This is a genomic window from Tolypothrix sp. VBCCA 56010 (assembly GCF_050875635.1).
Taxonomy (GTDB): Bacteria; Cyanobacteriota; Cyanobacteriia; order Cyanobacteriales; family Nostocaceae; genus Hassallia.
This window is the reverse complement of sequence record NZ_JBPAOH010000075.1, coordinates 1-17,524: the sequence shown is the minus strand read 5'-3', so window position 1 is coordinate 17,524 and position 17,524 is coordinate 1. Positions and strand designations below refer to the sequence as shown.

The following is a 17,524-nucleotide window of genomic DNA, read 5'->3' as shown; positions in this document are numbered from 1 at the left end:
AATTATTATATATTTTATGAAGTCTGCGAATTAATACCTGACTATCTAAAAATCTCCTAAAAAATAAAATTCAGTACAATCTCTCTATTCTCAAACATACAGTTGAAAGTAAATTATTGATAGTTGCGCTGGAAGATTCTGTTGCAAAACGTATCTTTTTAGACTGCATCTACTAGCTTAACAGGCTAAGACTTTGCAATGAAATTATTGCTTGACAACGCAATGATTCATTTGAAAAGCAATCAAAAACACTCTTCTCATCTTAAATAAGTTTAAAAAATCTTCGCAATTAGCATGAATCAATATATCCGTAATCTGCTAGCGCTTGCTTTAGTAGCCAATTCCGCTTGGCTTGTTATTCCATGCAAAGCGCAAACTCCAGTAAAATCAAAGAGTGAAAATCCTAATAATATTATTCCTGTATCTTCTCAATCACCTACCGGAGATACAAATACATCAACTACATCTAGTAATTCGGCTAATTCTACTAATAATAAACCAATTGCTTCTAGCAACGCCATACCTGCAACTAAATCTAATCCGCGTATTCCAATATCTAGCAGAGTTTTTGCCGCACCTTCAATGGAACAGTAATACATTTAAAGTTAGGAGTTAGGAGTTAGGAGTTAGGAGTTAGGAATTAGGAGAATTTATAACTCATAACTCATAACTCATAACTCTTCACTTTTATTTTGCAAGACAAACTTGTTCATAAAGTTTACCGGCAGTTTCCCAAGTAAACTCCGTTTCTACTAGTTGTCTAGCATTGCGAGATAATTCGTCTCGCAGTTGTGGATTATCAAATAGTTGACTAATAGCGGTGACGTATTCTGCTGGGTTATTTGCTCGTAATGCACGTAATGGTACACTGGAAGTATCTACGGATAGCCCTTCTAAACCGCGATCGCTTGCTACTATCGGCACACCTGCTGCCATTGCTTCTAAAGTTTTATTTTTAATGCCAAAACCCGTCCGCATCGACACAACGCAGACTGTGGCTTTATGTAAGTATTCTACCATCGAAGGTACGCGCCCAGTGACAGTAATTCCTGGTTTATCCTTAAGTGCTAAAACTTCTGCTGTCGGACGAGAACCGACAATATCAAAAGTAGTATTTGGGTAACGTTTTTGAATTTCTGGCAAAACTTCGTTACTAAAAAAGCAAACAGCATCAATGTTTGCTAAGTTATCCATTGCACCAATAAAAATTAAGTGCTGTCCCCCCGGATCGTTGCTGCGGTTGGGAAAGGAAACTAAATCTACACCGTTGGGAATAACTGTAATTTCTGTATTCGGTGCAAATTTTTGTAATTGAATTTTATCTTCTTCGGTTGTTACTACAATTACCGAAAATTTAGAACAGTAGTTTTGTTCATAACGACGCAAAAGCGGTAAATTAATTTTATCTCTGAGTTGATTTTCAGAAATGCCATTTTCTAGTTGGTTAAGACAAGTGCCGTAAACAGAACTATGAACATCAACTAAAGTCCGCACCTGTTTCTGAAAATGAGGACGAATATAAATTTCATTAACGCTATGTTCGCAGGTAATTACATCACATTTCCCTGCTTGTACAAAGTTATCAATCCAGTTTTGCATTTCAACTGAGTAGCGGTTTAAGACACTTGGTGGTGTCCCTTGATTTAGAAATGTGCTGAAACGCTGGATTTTTTTTAGTATACCTGTGGCGGTGCCAGAATCGGCGGGGCGGTCAAAAACGACAAGATTATCCACACAATCCCGTAATCCGGCTATTTCTGCATCTGTGACATCGCGATCGCGTTGCGTCACTAAAGTAATAGCATGACGTTGACTGAGATACTTGAGTAAATTAAACGTCCTTACCTGGGTTCCCCCTTGTGTTGGTGGATAGGGAAATGTCGAAGATAGCATTAAGATGTTCATACAGTTAATTATCTGGGAATAATACCAAGTATACGGATGATATATATACAATGACCTTAGTCAATAGTTTATGTCATCAGAACTATGCCCATATAACGGATTTTGCATAATAGAATATCCGTAATCATACTCTGGACAATATTGTTTTTTAAAATTATGCCAAAAGTTAGTGTTTGCATTCCCACTTACAATCGAGCCAATTTTCTAACTTACGCAGTCAATAGCGTACTTGCACAAACCTATACAGATTATGAAATAATTATTTGTGATGATGGTTCTACTGATGAGACTTCTTTAATAGTAAATCAATGGAACGATCCGCGAATTCGTTATATCAGACAGGCTGTAAATGGTGGGCGTAGTCGGAATATGCGCTCTGGTTTTGAAGCTGCTAATGGAACTTACTTTATAAAATTCGACGATGATGATGCTCTCACACCTGAGTTTTTAGAGAAAACTGTTAGTGTATTAGAAGCTGAACAAAACGTAGATTTTGTTTGTACCAATCACTGGATTATCAATCAGAAAAACGAAAGAAGTGAATCAGCAACAAATGAAAATTCTGCCAAGTGGGGAAAAGACAGGCTGAAAAAAGGAGTAATTCCTGATTTGCTTAAGGAAACTTTCGTACACCAAAGTTTGCAAGTAGGTTCAACGCTGTTTCGGCTTGGTTGTCTGCAAGAAGTTAATTTTATGCGTCCGGAAGCTGATGGATGTGAAGATTTTGATTTATTGGTGCGGTTAGCGATCGCCCAAAAGCAAGGATATTTTCTGCCAGAATTTTTAATGGAATATCGAATGCATGGTGGTCAAACCAGCCTCAAACAAAATATTCACTTTTTGAAAGCCAAACTTTTATGTCTCAATAGTTATAAATTTACCGATACCAAATTAGAAAACATCCGCATAAGCAAACTTGCGGGAATCAAGCAAGCTTTGGCTTTAAGGCTAATTGAAAATGGCGAGACGAAGGAGGGACGGAAGCTGTTAAAAGAATCAAGTCAGGTTTTAGGATATTCTCGCAAAGAAACTTTTGGTTTAATTTTATCTTATTTACCTACTAATTGGCGGCAATTAACTTTACAAAGCTTGCGAAAAGTTCGTCCGAAAAACTACGCTGAAAAAGTGCGAGAAGCTGCTAATTAAAAAGTGTGAAAAAGGCGATCGCCAATTTTGGCAGTAAAGTCTTTTTCTACTGTTAAGGCTTGGACTGGATTAGAGTTGCCGGTGGGGTTGCGGGGATCTGGCGATCGCCCACTCGTAGCAGCGTGAAGTAGGGTGCGTGACACTGGCAATAGCGTACTCTATTACTTAATTTGCGGAATACTTGGAGTATGTTGAGAAGTTGAGTTTGATTTAAGTTGACTGATAACGAATAGTGTAGCAAGAGTTAAAGCAATTTAGATGCCATGACTGCGACTTTTGGCTGATAGATGCAAAGACGTGTGCTAAGTAGTGCGTTAGACGGGCTTAACGCACGTTATCAATTAACTTATAGTTCAGAAAAGCTATCAATAATTTTTAGCAGGGTTTTTTCGCCTAATCCTTTAATACGTTCAACTACATTACTAAAAGATTTAAACTTACCTACTTTTTCGCGATCGCTAATTATTTTTTCAATTATTTTACTGTTGACATTTACCCTTTTCAATTTAGAGGTAAGTTCTGATAAACTCAGGGTATTAAGTGCCTCTAATGGTTCAATTTGTCTGGGAATTCGGTTTTCAATCTCATTCAGCCTTTCATTAATTGTTTTAACTTCATGCTTAAAGTCTGCCTGTAATTCATTAATACGATTATCAAACCGTGATTCTACGTTTGTCACCCTAGCTTCTGTGTTTGTCATCCGTAATTCAATATTCCTTAAAATCGATTCTTTGCTATCTGAAACAGGATATACATTGTTGGAAAAAACTACATTTGACTTTCTCAACAATTCGACTTGCTTTGTAATAGACTCCTCATTTTCAGGTTCAACAATAAATACTCCAATCATCTCACCTTTGCGAGAGTCTATTTCTCTAGCTCTGGTAGCAGCATAATACTCAAAGTCTCCATCTACTACCTCATAAGATTGGAGACTGGTTCTACGAACCACTATGGGGTTAATAACTCCTTCAGATTCTAAAATTAACTTAGCTGCTTGTTCCAGTTCATCATTAGGAAAACTTGAGCGAGGCTTATTAGAAGTAATTTTCTTGACAGCAACAAGTGAAGTAGATAGTTTCATTAAGCCATTCCTATTTTTTGTAATACTTCTTTTGCTAGTACCTCAAATTCTTGTGCAGAAGTTGAGTCACGTTTAAAATCAAGCACCGACACAGGATCAGCTATTTCCATGTTTCCAATTAGCTGAATTTTCTCTGCACATTTAGCTAAATCATCTCTCTCATAAATAATGGTATCCATTACATCAAGACCATATCGTGTTGTAATAGTCTCTATGCGTTTAGGCAAAGTATGTTTGATAAATTGGTTGTTAGTTGAGATTTTACAAGCAAGAACACCTAGTATTTCAATGGGTAATTTTCTTATCTGCTTTCTAAATCCATTAACAGCTTTAATAAATTCTTTAACATTTATCAATCCTTGATTTGCAAAAGGTTTCAGGTCAGATGGAATGATCAGGTAATCTGCTGCTATCAAGGCAATTCTTGCATAAAGGTTTAAAGAAGGCGGTGTATCAAGAAGTACCACATCATATTTATCCCCTACTTGCTCTAGTTTTTCAATGAGTATCAGCCTGCTGTAATCAAGAGCATTTAAATCAGTTTCATTCTTCATCAAATTAATGTGTGCAGGAACAACATCAATCTCTGGATTACTAAAATTAGATTTTCTTACTACTTCCAATATAGGATAAAATTCTTCTGATTGTAATACATGAAGAACATTAGAGTCTTTGATATCATCAAATTCTTCATCATCAAATTTGATTAAACCTGTGGCAAATGTAGTATTTGCTTGACTATCTAAGTCAATTAGCAAAACTCTTTTGCCCTTTTTTCTAATAGCAGCAGCAAGGTTAACTACAGTTGTTGTCTTACCAACGCCACCTTTATTGTGATAAACCGCAATTATTTTCATTTTATTTTGCTCATAACTATTTTGAGTAAAAGATTTAATGTTGACCTGAGGAGTTTGAGATATTTGAGTGTCTGACTGACTGATTCTCTGTTTTTCTCCTAAACTATTTCTGCCAATTAAATCTTTAATTTGCTCTATTTTTATCTCAACATCTTTACCAGAACATTGAAAAAATAGCTGAATATCATCTTGGACTTTTTGATAAATTCTGATTTCTTTGCCATTAGTTAGCAGTCCATATCTGACATTCAAGCTTGTTAAATAATGCCTCAGTCGGGGAACATGATTATTTAAGTTTTGCTTTGGGTGCTTTGCCTCCATGACGACACTCAAGGGTGAGTTGGCATCTAAGACAAAGGGGATGACTTGTGCGGCAAATGCTAAAAAGTCTAAACGGATACTACCGACGGCAACCTCTTGATACCAGCTGTCAGAAGTATACCCTAGCTCTGGTAGCAAATATTGAACGATAAGCTTGCTTTCAACTTCGCTTTCGTTGCGGCAAAGCTCAGGATTAAACACCAATCTGTTTTTACCTCAATTAATTATAAATAATTTGATACTTTATTGATTATGGCTTAGGCTCGTTAATATCGTGTAATAAAAATAACTTATATGTTGATTAGTATAAATGCTTAGGAAATTAACGGGTGATATCGCCCGATCAATTCCCCTACCCTGCTATAATCTGACGGAAATATCGCTTTACATACTCTTTTGAGTATCGCCAAATCTTAAATTAAGCAAAAATTTTCAATCGATAACTAGACATGTACGCTACCTAAATGAAAATGCGTTATCAGAGGACTTAACTAATGGGATATATAATTGCAACCGCAAATATGAAAGGTGGTGTGGGCAAAACTACCCTCACGGTCAATTTGGCTACTTGTTTGGCGAAAAATCATGGCAAACGGGTACTTGTGCTTGATTTAGATGCCCAAATTAGCGCCACACTCAGTCTGATGCCACCACTGGAGTTTGCCAAACGTCGCAAACAATCACTGACATTTAGATATCTGATAGACCAAATTATCAATCCACAGCCAAACCCAAAACAGGGGATTCACGATATTATTCACTCCGGCGTTTGCAATCTTTCAAATCTCGATATCTTACCCGGAGATATTGATTTGTATGATGAATTTGTCATTTCCGAAATGCTGCATCAACAAGCAGTTACTTTAGGAGAACAAGACTTTGAAACTATTTGGAATCGCTTTGAAAGAGTCTTGTTAAGTAAAATTTTAGAACCGATTCGCCAAGAATATGATTTTATCCTTTTGGATTGTGCCCCAGGCTATAATCTTTTAACTCGTAGCGCTTTAGCTTGCAGTGATTTCTACATACTTCCTGCAAAACCAGAACCTTTATCTGTAGTCGGTATTCAACTACTAGAAAGACGCATTGCCCAATTAAAAGACAGTCACGAACATGAGGCAAAAATTAATATAAAAATGCTGGGAATTGTATTCAGTATGTTAAGCAGCAACATTCTCAATGGCAGATATTACAAACAAGTAATGCATCGTGTAGTTGAAGATTTTGGCGTGGAAAAAATTTGTAAGGCGCAGATTCCCGTTGATATAAATGTTGCCAAGGCTGTTGATAGTTTTATGCCGGTTGTTTTAAGTAATCCGAACTCAGCGGGATCTAAAGCATTTATGCAATTAACTCAGGAGTTGTTGCAAAAGCTTTAAATTTGTTGGGCATGGGGCATGGGAAACCCGATATGGGCGGGTAAACCCCGCCCCTACGATTAAAATTTGCCTGCTAGGGCTGCGACACACCGATCGCAAATTAAAGGATGTTTTGTTGATTCTCCTACATGAGTAGAATAATTCCAGCAGCGATCGCATTTTTCGCCCTCTGCATCTACTACCCCAATTCCCCATGCATCAGACTGCAAGTTGTATTTCAGCTTTTGCAATGCTTCCGGAGTATCCAACACTTCCACTTGCGAGGTGATAAATAAATAGCGTAACTCATCTACACCGTTACCAACATTCGGATTCAGTGCTTTTACTGAAGTACGCAATTGCTCTGGAGCAATATATAGCAAAACTTTCGCTTCTAAGGGAGCGCCAATCATCTTTTCTGCCCTGGCAGTATCCAACACCTTATTTACATCCGTGCGGATTTGCCGAATTTGTTGCCACAATTGAGCTAATTCGGGATTGTGCCATTTTTGCTCTACTTGCACCCAGCCTGCTTCAAACACCGATTTGTAAGGCGTTTTATAAGGGAGATATTGCCAGATGTCCTCTGCCATGTGGGATAACACCGGTGCGATCGCTCGTGCTAAATTTTCCAAAGCTACCTGCAACACCGTTTGACAACTGCGACGCCGGAAAGCATCACTTGCACTGATGTACAATCTATCTTTAGCAGCATCTAAATAAAAGTTGGATAAATCCACCACGCAGAAATTTTGCACCGTTTGGAAAAAGCGGAAGAATTGGAAACTGTCAAACGCTTCCGTCACCTCAGCAAAAACTTCCGTCATGCGATGCAGCATGTAACGGTCAAGTTCTGGCAATTCCTCAAAAGGTATTGCATCTTTCTCCGGGTCAAAGTCGTGCAAATTACCTAACAAAAACCGCGCCGTATTGCGAATTTTTTGCCGTACATCACCAAGTTGCTTGAGGATATTTTTTCCAATCCGCTGGTCAGAGGTATAGTCTACCGACGACACCCACAAGCGCAAAACGTCAGCACCATAGGGGGGTTCTTCTTTTTGATTTTTCCCACCTTCAATGATGATTGCTGGATCGATCACATTGCCCAAAGATTTACTTTGCTTGCGTCCTTGTTCATCTAATGTAAAACCGTGAGTTAATACACTTTTGTAAGGTGCGATACCATTAATTGCTACACTAGTAAGCAAACTCGATTGAAACCAACCGCGATGTTGGTCAGTACCTTCCAGATACATATCAGCAGGGTAGCGCAATTCTGGACGCTGCTTGGCTACAGCCGCCCAAGATGACCCAGAATCAAACCAGACATCCATTGTATCAGTACCTTTACGGTAAGATTTACCGTTATTGCGATACTGTTCTGGTAATAATTCTTCTACCGACAATTCCCACCAAGCATCAGAACCTTTTTCGGCGATAATTGCTTGAACATAAGCGATGGTTTCCGCATTTAGCAGCGGTTCGTTAGTTGCTTCATCGTAGAAAACCGGAATTGGTACACCCCAACTGCGCTGACGGGAAATACACCAATCAGAACGTTCCGCAACCATTGGGGTGATGCGATTTTCGCCTTGTGCGGGAATCCATTTTACCGAAGCGATCGCCTTCAACGCTTCTTCCCGAAATCCCTCCACCGAAGCAAACCATTGTTCGGTAGCGCGGAAAATCGTTGGCTTTTTCGTCCGCCAATCGTAAGGATATTTATGCTGGTAAGGTTCCTCTTTCAACAAAGAACCCGCTTCTGTCAAAGCATCAATCACCGCCTGATTTCCATCACCCAGCACATTCAACCCTGCAAACTGTCCCGCCTCAGAGGTAAAATTGCCATTATCATCAACCGGCGCGAGAATAGGCAAACCATAACGCTGCCCCACGATGTAGTCTTCTTGACCGTGACCGGGTGCGGTATGTACCAACCCAGTACCCGACTCAGTAGTAACATAATCACCGCCAATCACAATCGGACTTTGGCGATCGTATAGCGGGTGACGGTAAGTAGAATGTTCTAAATCTTTTCCTTTAACTGTGGCTTTCACCGTCAACTCAGTTCCCAAAGTTGCTGATAAGCGTTCCACCAACTCAGCAGCCACAATAAGATATCTTTGCGTCTTTGCGTCTTTGCGTGAGACTTCCACCACGGCATAATTGAGGTCAGGATTTAGCGCTACCGCCAAATTTCCTGGAATAGTCCAAGGTGTCGTCGTCCAGATAGCCACAGTTAATTCTGGCAAAAACTCACCCAACGCAGCTTTCACCCCTTCTGAGAGACTCACCATCGGGAAAGCGGCATAGATACTCCGCGAGGTGTGTCCTTCTGGATATTCCAATTCAGCTTCAGCCAAAGCGGTATGAGAACTGGGACTCCAATGCACCGGCTTCAAACCGCGATAGATGTAGCCTTTTAACACCATCTCACCGAAGACACCGATTTGCGCCGCTTCATATTCCGGCTTCAAAGTTAAATAAGGATGATCCCAGTCGCCCCAAACACCGTAACGTTTAAAATTTTTACGCTGGTCATCTACGGCAGCGAGGGCGAATTCTTTTGCTTTTTGTCGCAGTTTTAAAGGTGTCAAATTTTGCCGTTCTGCCGATTTCATGTTCTGCAAAACTTTCAATTCAATCGGCAAACCGTGACAGTCCCAACCTGGGACGTAGCGAACTTTACGCCCACGCAACAGCTGGTAGCGATTAATAATGTCTTTGAGAATTTTATTTAAAGCATGTCCAATATGCAGCGCACCATTAGCGTAGGGTGGTCCATCAAGCAGTATAAATAAGTCGCCTGGATTTTCTTGAGACAGGCGATCGTAAATTTTGTTTTCTGACCAAAATTTTTGGATTTCCGGTTCACGCTTGACAGCGTTTGCCCGCATATCAAAGTTAGTTTTGGGCAGGTTTACAGTATCTTTGTAGCTTCCAGTTTCTGTCACGGTGCTGATTTTCAAAGAATAATAAAGTAGGGACGCTTGGACTAGGGACTGGGGACTGGGGATTGAGTACTGTCAAAAAATAGAGCTGCCATAATAATATCTTTTCTAGCCCCTAGCCCCTAGCCCCTTCATGCTAATGTATTCTACTTTTTTCTATTGTAGTATATTGTCACTCATTTTGTAGTGAGCGCTTTAGCGCTTTTTGTAGAGACGCGAAATTTGAGGCAGTGCGTTGCGGAGGTTCCCTCCGTTGAAGCACCTGCCGTCGCGTCTCTACTACGAATTATCTAATTCCTTCGTTTGGCGTATCCGTCGGTTCTTCTGCTGGGGGAGCAAGTACGGCATCGGGAGCCATTTCTTCCATCGGAATTTTTGCTAATTCAGCAACAGCAGCTTCTTCAGCAACAGCAGCTTCTTTGGCTGCTTCTACTAATTCGGGTGCTGGGGGGTGAGGAGGAATTGCTTGGGGAGTTTCGCTTTTTGCTTCAGTGTCTGTAGTGGTTACAGCTTGTTCTGTAGCGATGTCAGAAGTTGTGGGAGTGGTTACAGCTTGTTCTGTAGCGATGTCAGAAGTTGTGGGAGTGGTTACAGCTTGTTCTGTAGCGATGTCAGAAGTTGTGGGAGTGGTTACAGCTTGTTTTGGTATGGGGGTTCGTTTGTCAACAACCTCAACAGGAGTTTTGCTTGTAGGTGCAGAAGTTGTTTGCGGAGTCTTTTTATTTAAAGTTTGTTGTGCTTTATCTTTCACTCCAGAGAAAATGTTGCCAAAGCCTTTTTGCATTTGGGCAAGCCGCTGTGGAAGTGAGATATTAGAAGCTTGATTTTCAATGGTATTTGTCACCGCTTCTGTACTGGGGATCGGGGTTTGTTGCGTTTTTGGTGTCACTTGCCGACGTAGTGACAGAGTTTGCGTTATCGACCAACCCAAAAGCGCCACACTAGCCACATGACCAAGTAAAAGACCCCCAGTAATGCGTCGGGCAAACACCCATAATACTAATGCGTAGAAAAATCCTACTCCACTCCAAATAAAGTCATTCTTGCGATGGATTTCCGGGAAAAAGAAAGCCGCTAAATAAATGGCTAAACTACCAAGACCGACCGCCAAAGCTAGGACATATGCCAGCATTTTGTGGTTACTCCTTACTGTGTCATTTGACTTGTGAATTCAGAAGTCAGGAGCCAGAAGCCAGAATACTTTCTATGAGACTAGCGTATGACTCGTTAATGAAAGCGAATTTACTTTGAACAAGGGAAAAGAAATTCAAAACCTCTTTAATACTGTATCTGTTTATGGTTCAGATTGTCCTGACTTCTGTACGGGCGGGGGAACCCCACCTTTACTGTATGGGCGGGGGAACCCCGCCCCTACTTATTTTGCAAATTTTGCGAGAGAATTGTTGATTAAGATACAAATTAAAATTAATTATCTATTGTTAGTGTGAATTTTTGCAGTCCTAAAGAACTCTTAATCTCTTCTTTAGGAGAGAAGGGAAAATCTCGGACTACCCTTAAAGATAAAAGGATCTGCTAAAGTTAGCCAAAAGAATTTATGACACTACAAAGCTTTGGTGTGATTGGATTAGCCGTTATGGGTGAAAACATCGCTCTAAATGTCGAGCGTAATGGCTTCCCAATTGCAGTCTATAACCGCTCACGCGAGAAAACTGATGCCTTCATGGCACAGCGTGCCCCAGGAAGAAACGTAAAAGCAGCCTTTACCCTGGAAGAGTTTGTTGGGTCTCTAGAACGTCCCCGCAGAATTTTGGTGATGGTGCAAGCTGGTAAGCCAGTGGATGCAGTAATTGCCCAGCTAAAACCTCTGCTGGCTGAAGGCGACATTATTATTGACGGTGGCAACTCTTGGTTTGAAGATACTGAAAGACGCACTAAAGAATTAGAACCAGCCGGATTTCGGTTTATTGGGATGGGTGTCAGTGGTGGTGAAGAAGGAGCGCTAAACGGTCCTTCACTCATGCCAGGAGGTACGGAAAGTTCCTATCAGTATCTTTCGCCAATTTTTACGAAAATCGCCGCCCAAGTTGATGATGGTCCTTGCGTAACTTACATTGGTCCTGGTGGTGCCGGTCACTATGTAAAAATGGTACACAACGGCATTGAGTACGGCGATATGCAACTTATCGCTGAAGCTTACGATTTGCTGAAAAATGCCGCCGGTCTTGACCATAATCAGCTACACGAAGTTTTTGCTGAGTGGAACACTACCGATGAACTCAATTCGTTTTTGATTGAAATTACGGCAAATATTTTCCCCTACATTGACCCTGATACAAATTTACCTTTGGTGGATTTGATTGTGGACGCAGCAGGGCAAAAGGGTACAGGACGCTGGACTGTGCAAACTGCGTTAGAATTGGGGGTTGCCATTCCGACAATCACTGCGGCAGTAAATGCGCGGATTATGTCTTCGATTAAAGATGAGCGGGTTGCAGCATCGAAGATTCTGACTGGTCCAACTGGCAAGTATGACGGACAGACTCAGGGCTTTATCAATATGGTGCGCGATGCTCTATATTGCTCGAAAATCTGCTCATACGCTCAAGGAATGGCACTTTTAAGTACAGCTTCCAAAGCGTATAATTTTAACTTGAATTTAGGCGAAATGGCGCGGATTTGGAAAGGTGGCTGTATTATTCGCGCTGGATTCTTGAATAAGATTAAGAAGGCTTTTGACGAAAATCGAGAATTGCCTAACCTGTTGTTGGCTCCGGAATTCAAGCAGACGATTCTCGACAGACAAGCAGCTTGGCGGGAAGTGTTGGCGACAGCAGCAAAATTGGGTATTCCCGTGCCGGCATTTAGTGCGTCACTAGATTATTTTGACAGCTATCGACGCGATCGCTTACCCCAAAATCTCACTCAAGCACAACGCGACTACTTCGGAGCGCATACTTACTTGCGGACTGATAAATCTGGTACTTTCCACACTGAATGGGTGCCCATTGCGGAAACTAAGTAAGCTTTCACGTCTCTACATTTTGTGAAAGTGACGCATTGTTCAGACTGTTTTATTTGAGGTGACTCTGAAACTCAGGGTCACTTTCTTTTTGGGAATTGGGAATTGGTAATAGGTAATTGGGCATTGGGCATTGGGCATTGGGCATTGGGAATTGGGAATTGGGAATTGGTAATCAAACCTTTCACACTTATTCTTAAAGCCCTCAGGCTGGAAGCCTGGGGCTAAACGAACTAAGCCCACCTGCGTGGGCTAGAAAACGTCTGATTTGCATAGCCTACGGAGGTAGGCTTTGTACGTATAGCGACACCCTTATAGGGTGTTGATGCCTGGTGCAAGATATGATTTTAAGGATTATTATTTCCCAGATATTTCTTTTTTAATTCTTCTAGTTCTTGATCTATTTGGCTTTTGCTAGAAGGTTGAGATGTTGGCTGCGGTGATGGTGTATTTATGTTTTTTTGAGGTTTGCTACCGCCAAGAAATTGTGTTTTCATTTCTTCTAATTCCAGATCGATTTGGCTGTTAGTTTTTGTAACAACCGCAGGTGTAGATGCTGGTGGTTGAATTACAGGTTTTGCTGATTTCGGCGGTGTGGGGGCTATATGCGGCTGTTGATTCAAATCTCTAAGAACTTCTTCTACTGTTTGGTAGCGACGCACGGGGATGCTTTCTAGCATTTTATCTAGGACTTTTCCCAACTGCTCGTTTACAGGAGTTTTTAGGTATTGCCGCCAAATCCAAGTATCGTTGTTGATATCATAGGAGTCAAAAGGCGATCGCGCTGTTAATAAGCAAACACAAGTTGCACCTAAACTGTAGATGTCGCTGGCAAAAATCGCTTTTCCTCTAATTTGTTCTGGTGCTACATATTCGGGGCTTCCTATACTTGTACCAGTTTGATTTAAGGCGGTGTTACTAGCAATTTTAGCTGCACCAAAATCTACTAATACTAGTTCGTTAGTACTTGCACGACGAATAATATTTTCTGGCTTAATGTCGCGATGAATAACTTGTCTTTGATGACAAAATTGCAACACTGCTAATAAATCATTCAGTAATTGCCGTATTTGCGTTTCGTTGAAAGCGCCATTTTGTGCTAGTTCTTGTGCGAGGTTTTGCCCGTCGATGAATTCTTGGACGAGAAACTGGCGATCGTCTTGGGTAAAATATGCTAATAGTTCGGGTATTTGCGGATGTTTGCCCAATTCATCTAAGCGCATCGCTTCTTGGGTAAACAACTCTACGGCTTTTTGGACGGTGTTAGTGCCTTGCGCTTGGGGGTAAAATTGTTTAATTACACAACGCGGTTTTGAAGGTTTATCCTCATCCACTGCCAAAAAAGTAATGCCAAAACCACCTTGTCCTATCGGTTTGATAGCACGATAGCGGTCTTTGAGGAGTAATTTGGAACCGCAAGTTTGGCAAAACTTGATATTATCAGGATTCTGGGGTTTTGGACAACGGGGATTGAGACAGTAGCTCATGTTGAGGATTTCGGGATACCTGTCTTTATTGTGCCGCAGCTATTGCCATCAGGGGTGTATTTTATATTCGCCAATTATCCAGCTTCAGGCTGTAACCAAATGATTGAATTCTCTGGTAATGTGGTAAATTACCTGTAACTAAAGTTAAGTTATCTTGGATAGCGATCGCCGCAATCATAGAATCGGCAAGTCCTATCGGTTGTCCCGTCCGTTCTAAATCTGCATAGATCCGTCCTGCCAATTCCGCGTCAGGAAGTTGCAATGTTAACACCTCAGCAGCGGCAATCTCAATAAATAACTCCTGTATTTTATCTTCGCGTTGGCGCTTATGCCAGCCTTTGACAATCTCCAAAACTGTGATAGTCGAGATGGTATAGCAACCGAAGGCATTACGATAAGTCGAAGCTCTAATTGCAACGCGCTGATTAATGCCTTTGAGAATCTCAGAAAAGATATCAGTGTCAAGTAGTACTTTGTCCAAAGCGTTGATTTAATGGGTGTGCTGCCCGATCTCTCATGATTTCTTCAAGTATCTCATCTATTAGCTCAGGCTCGTCGGCATAAAGTCCTAGCAAACGGTCTTTTGGCGGTTCTGTCACCGCTAGTTTATCAATGGCGTATGTTATTAGTTGCGACAAGTCACAATGGCGCGATTTTGCCAACCAACGTGCTTTTTCAAGGGTTTTTTCGTCAAGTTGCAATTCTATTTTTTCCACGGGGTAAGATTTGAGAGCATGTGTGATGCAGCGATTTTAGCATTTGGGAGAACGCAAGCTGTGAGAGAGCGATCGCTCTATCTAGCTAATATTAAGAGATTTTTTCAGTGCTGCTTGTACCAAAGTCAATATATCTGATGGCAAGATTCCTAACTGCCTTTGAAACACCGACTCATTGACCGTGGCAATTTTATCAGCCCTGATTAAAGATGTCTTTTTCAGCCCTGTTTGTGGAAATTCAGAATGTGTGTCTGAAATTAACACCCAAGTTTCACGCAACTCACCAGCAGGAACTTTTGAGTAAATACCTAATATAATTAACTCTTCTCGATGAACTGCTAAAACAACGGCTGGTCTAAGTTTTGTGGAAGTTAAATCGCTAAAAGGGAAACCAACTAACCAAATTTCCAATGGTTTAGGTTTCGTCATTATAGATATCTTCTTCTGGGTCATTCCACTCATTAAATCCTGTTTCGGCAAGTTGCATCATTGTCACGGTTTCGAGCCTTTCTTCAATCTCTGCCATCAGTGCTACAAGTTCTTCAACTGGTAGCTGAGAAATCATCGCTTTAATTTCTTCAATACTGACATTCACTGTCATAAACAATACTCGTCATTAGACATTCTGTGATACAGCGATTTTAGCATTTGGGATTTGCAGTATCCTGCTCATTCATTGAGTTGGCTTTAATTTATTTTTGGTATCCTAGAATTGAGGTTTAATATACATATCCCATACTCTTTTCAACTGCTCTGCATCTGTTTGAGAAATTCGCCCGATTTTTGCCAGTAACAAAGACTGTTCTAAGCAGTCCAATCGAGATAAACCCACAGTTGAAGCCACTCGCAGACCACTGGCTAGCCAATCAGTAAGTAACACGTCAGTTTGTGTGCGAGGTTTTGCAGATGTGACTATTGCAGCAACAACGTCGTCTCCATCCAACCAGAGTACAAGTATTGGGCGCTTTTTAGAACCAGTACCGCTTGTATAAGGAATATCTGCTACCCAAAATTCACCCGGTTGGATAGTCGTCATAGAGTCCTTCGTCTTCTGGTGCGTAGCCTTTTAAAAATGCATCATGAGTGCGAGTAATAACAGGGGAATTCGACTTTGGTTGAATGGTAATTATCCAACTTCCTGCACCCAAGCTTTCCACCAAAGATTCAGGTAGAGTCAACTTTTCTCCAGGTTTAAGTTCAATTTCGTAAGTGAGATTAACTACTTGACTTTTCATATTTTTCAAGATACTTGGCTGTGCTGCAAGTCAGTTTCAGATGCTTTTATTTTGTAGATTTGCTCGAAGCGGAATGCTTTGATAACTGAACCCTCTGTAACAAAAGCTATGCTCGGACGTAGATACTCAAATGCAAAAATTACCTGATCTCGATAACCTTGGTCGTTTTCACATATCCATATTGTCATAAGTTTTTTACCAACAAAAGATTTACACCAATATGGAGTATTTACTATAGAAGGAGTATTAGTACTTTCCTGTCTTATCTCTATTTCATCAGTATCAGCTATTGGTAATAGCGTAATTGTTGTATTTTGTAAAAATAGTTGAACTTGGTCGAAGCAGAGTTGATTGCTAGCAAATTCTTTGTCTTCGATAATTGAGACTGCTGTTAAAGTCTCTCCGATTGGGAATTCATCTATTGCCATATTTTTCACGTTTTTTTCTAGCTTGTTTAAGAATTTTTATTGCAGTTTCGGCTTCTTCGTCTCCCTCGGCTGCAAGATTTGCTAATTCTCCAACTTTCATATTTTGATAATCGCTTTGTAACTGATTAACCTGACTTTGCCCTCCCCCACGCTCTCCAATTGCATCGGCGATAATATCATCTTTTAGATTAACAAGATTGCCGAGTTTTTTCAGTCCACCTGGCGTTAGGTTAACTCCATCGCGCTCATCCATTGAGTTGACTTTTGTTTAAGTACCTTTTACATAATGCCTTTTAATCGCACCGCCAAATATTGATAGTTTTGTCAAGACCGCCACTAGCAAGGGTCATACCATCGGGGCTGAAAGCAACGGAATAAACCGACTCGGAATGCTCCCTCAGGGTGCAGATTTCCTGTCCATTTGCCAGATTCCACAGTTTGATGCTGTTGTCATCACTGCCACTGGCAAGGGTTGCACCATCGGGACTGAAAGCAACGCAACGAACCGAGTCGGAATGCTCTGTCAGGGTACGGATCTCCTGTCCGGTTGTTATATTCCAGAGTTTAATGGTCTTGTCACTATTGCCACTGAAAAGAGTCTGTCTATCCTGGCTAAAAGCAACAGAAGAAACCAAGTTGAAATACCTTTTGAAAGTGCGGATCTCCCTTCCAGCTACTAAATTCCAAAAAGTCATGTCAACACTGCTACTGGCTACAATGCTACCATCGGGACTTATGGCAATAGAATAAATACAGTGGGAATGCCCCTTGAGGGTGCGGATTTCATGTCCGGTTGTCAGATTCCAGAGTTTAATAGTCTTGTCAAGACTGCCACTGGCAACGGTTTCACCATCAGGGCTGATTGCGACGGAACAAACCGGGTCGGAATGCCCCTTGAGGGTGCGGATTTCATGTCCGGTTGTCAGATTCCAGAGTTTAATAGTCTTGTCAAAACTGCCACTGGCAACGGTTTCACCATCAGGGCTGATTGCGACGGAACAAACCGGGTCGGAATGCCCCTTGAGGGTGCGGATTTCATGTCCGGTTGTCAGATTC

20 protein-coding genes and 1 pseudogene are annotated in these 17,524 nt (G+C 41.0%); 3 read left to right on the top strand and 18 right to left on the bottom strand.

The window, feature by feature from the left end:
- Nucleotides 1-428: 428 nt before the first annotated feature.
- Nucleotides 429-599, bottom strand: coding sequence for a hypothetical protein (locus AABK37_RS23335; protein ID WP_432553918.1), 171 nt, complete (start codon nt 597-599; stop codon nt 429-431).
- An 88-nt stretch (nt 600-687) separates the two neighbouring features.
- Nucleotides 688-1,905, bottom strand: coding sequence for a glycosyltransferase family 4 protein (locus AABK37_RS23330; protein ID WP_432553917.1), 1,218 nt, complete (start codon nt 1,903-1,905; stop codon nt 688-690).
- A 156-nt stretch (nt 1,906-2,061) separates the two neighbouring features.
- On the opposite strand from AABK37_RS23330, the gene AABK37_RS23325 reads away from it, so the two are divergent.
- Nucleotides 2,062-3,051, top strand: coding sequence for a glycosyltransferase family 2 protein (locus tag AABK37_RS23325; protein ID WP_432553916.1), 990 nt, complete (start codon nt 2,062-2,064; stop codon nt 3,049-3,051).
- Here the strand turns inward: AABK37_RS23325 and AABK37_RS23320 are convergent.
- The 3 genes from AABK37_RS23320 to AABK37_RS23310 all read right to left on the bottom strand — a co-directional run bounded on the left by AABK37_RS23320 (nt 3,048) and on the right by AABK37_RS23310 (nt 5,517).
- Complete coding sequence (locus tag AABK37_RS23320; RefSeq protein ID WP_432553915.1) at nt 3,048-3,194, bottom strand: hypothetical protein; 147 nt, start codon at nt 3,192-3,194, stop codon at nt 3,048-3,050. The two genes, AABK37_RS23325 and AABK37_RS23320, sit on opposite strands and share 4 nt — an antisense overlap.
- 203 nt (nt 3,195-3,397) lie before the next feature.
- On the bottom strand, nt 3,398-4,135 hold the full coding sequence (locus AABK37_RS23315) for a ParB N-terminal domain-containing protein (protein WP_432553914.1): 738 nt from the start codon (nt 4,133-4,135) through the stop codon (nt 3,398-3,400).
- A complete protein-coding gene (locus tag AABK37_RS23310; protein WP_432553913.1) occupies nt 4,135-5,517 on the bottom strand; it encodes an AAA family ATPase in 1,383 nt (460 codons plus the stop codon). The genes AABK37_RS23315 and AABK37_RS23310 overlap by 1 nt, the downstream gene beginning before the upstream one ends.
- A gap of 290 nt (nt 5,518-5,807) precedes the next feature.
- Between AABK37_RS23310 and AABK37_RS23305 the strand changes: the two genes are divergently transcribed.
- On the top strand, nt 5,808-6,692 hold the full coding sequence (locus tag AABK37_RS23305; protein ID WP_432553912.1) for a ParA family protein: 885 nt from the start codon (nt 5,808-5,810) through the stop codon (nt 6,690-6,692).
- A gap of 59 nt (nt 6,693-6,751) precedes the next feature.
- Here AABK37_RS23305 and ileS read toward each other — a convergent pair whose 3' ends face one another.
- Nucleotides 6,752-9,625, bottom strand: coding sequence for an isoleucine--tRNA ligase (gene ileS / locus AABK37_RS23300; protein ID WP_432553911.1), 2,874 nt, complete (start codon nt 9,623-9,625; stop codon nt 6,752-6,754).
- Between the two features lie 283 nt (nt 9,626-9,908).
- Complete coding sequence (locus AABK37_RS23295) at nt 9,909-10,754, bottom strand: Ycf66 family protein (RefSeq protein ID WP_432553910.1); 846 nt, start codon at nt 10,752-10,754, stop codon at nt 9,909-9,911.
- 423 nt (nt 10,755-11,177) lie between these two features.
- Between AABK37_RS23295 and gndA the strand changes: the two genes are divergently transcribed.
- Entirely contained in the window at nt 11,178-12,605 is a 1,428-nt protein-coding gene (gene gndA / locus AABK37_RS23290; protein ID WP_432553909.1) for an NADP-dependent phosphogluconate dehydrogenase, read from the top strand.
- A gap of 39 nt (nt 12,606-12,644) precedes the next feature.
- Here the strand turns inward: gndA and AABK37_RS23285 are convergent, their stop codons facing one another.
- From AABK37_RS23285 to AABK37_RS23235, 11 genes and pseudogenes are all read right to left on the bottom strand, one after another.
- Nucleotides 12,645-12,845, bottom strand: coding sequence for a hypothetical protein (locus tag AABK37_RS23285; protein WP_432553908.1), 201 nt, complete (start codon nt 12,843-12,845; stop codon nt 12,645-12,647).
- 104 nt (nt 12,846-12,949) lie between these two features.
- Nucleotides 12,950-14,089 carry a protein kinase domain-containing protein gene (locus AABK37_RS23280; RefSeq protein ID WP_432553907.1) on the bottom strand — a complete coding sequence of 380 codons (1,140 nt, stop codon included), beginning with the start codon at nt 14,087-14,089 and terminating at the stop codon, nt 12,950-12,952.
- Between the two features lie 61 nt (nt 14,090-14,150).
- Nucleotides 14,151-14,570, bottom strand: coding sequence for a type II toxin-antitoxin system VapC family toxin (locus tag AABK37_RS23275; protein ID WP_432553906.1), 420 nt, complete (start codon nt 14,568-14,570; stop codon nt 14,151-14,153).
- Nucleotides 14,551-14,805 (bottom strand): hypothetical protein, encoded by a 255-nt coding sequence (locus tag AABK37_RS23270; protein WP_432553905.1) that lies wholly within the window; start codon nt 14,803-14,805, stop codon nt 14,551-14,553. The genes AABK37_RS23275 and AABK37_RS23270 overlap by 20 nt, the downstream gene beginning before the upstream one ends.
- A gap of 81 nt (nt 14,806-14,886) precedes the next feature.
- Nucleotides 14,887-15,234 (bottom strand): type II toxin-antitoxin system PemK/MazF family toxin, encoded by a 348-nt coding sequence (locus tag AABK37_RS23265; RefSeq protein WP_432553904.1) that lies wholly within the window; start codon nt 15,232-15,234, stop codon nt 14,887-14,889.
- Nucleotides 15,221-15,406, bottom strand: coding sequence for a hypothetical protein (locus AABK37_RS23260; protein WP_432553903.1), 186 nt, complete (start codon nt 15,404-15,406; stop codon nt 15,221-15,223). Before AABK37_RS23260 ends, AABK37_RS23265 begins: the two co-directional genes overlap by 14 nt.
- A gap of 105 nt (nt 15,407-15,511) precedes the next feature.
- Entirely contained in the window at nt 15,512-15,841 is a 330-nt protein-coding gene (locus AABK37_RS23255; RefSeq protein ID WP_432553902.1) for a type II toxin-antitoxin system PemK/MazF family toxin, read from the bottom strand.
- Nucleotides 15,819-16,040: a hypothetical protein gene (locus AABK37_RS23250; protein ID WP_432553901.1), complete on the bottom strand. Its 222-nt coding sequence runs from the start codon at nt 16,038-16,040 to the stop codon at nt 15,819-15,821. The genes AABK37_RS23255 and AABK37_RS23250 overlap by 23 nt, the downstream gene beginning before the upstream one ends.
- A 5-nt stretch (nt 16,041-16,045) precedes the next feature.
- Nucleotides 16,046-16,468 (bottom strand): DUF6334 family protein, encoded by a 423-nt coding sequence (locus AABK37_RS23245; RefSeq protein ID WP_432553900.1) that lies wholly within the window; start codon nt 16,466-16,468, stop codon nt 16,046-16,048.
- The gene (locus AABK37_RS23240; protein ID WP_432553899.1) at nt 16,455-16,721 is read right to left on the bottom strand and encodes a hypothetical protein; all 267 of its coding nucleotides are present in this window, start codon (nt 16,719-16,721) and stop codon (nt 16,455-16,457) included. The genes AABK37_RS23245 and AABK37_RS23240 overlap by 14 nt, the downstream gene beginning before the upstream one ends.
- Nucleotides 16,722-16,761: 40 nt before the next feature.
- Nucleotides 16,762-17,524: pseudogene (locus tag AABK37_RS23235) on the bottom strand (WD40 repeat domain-containing protein); the annotation flags it as partial.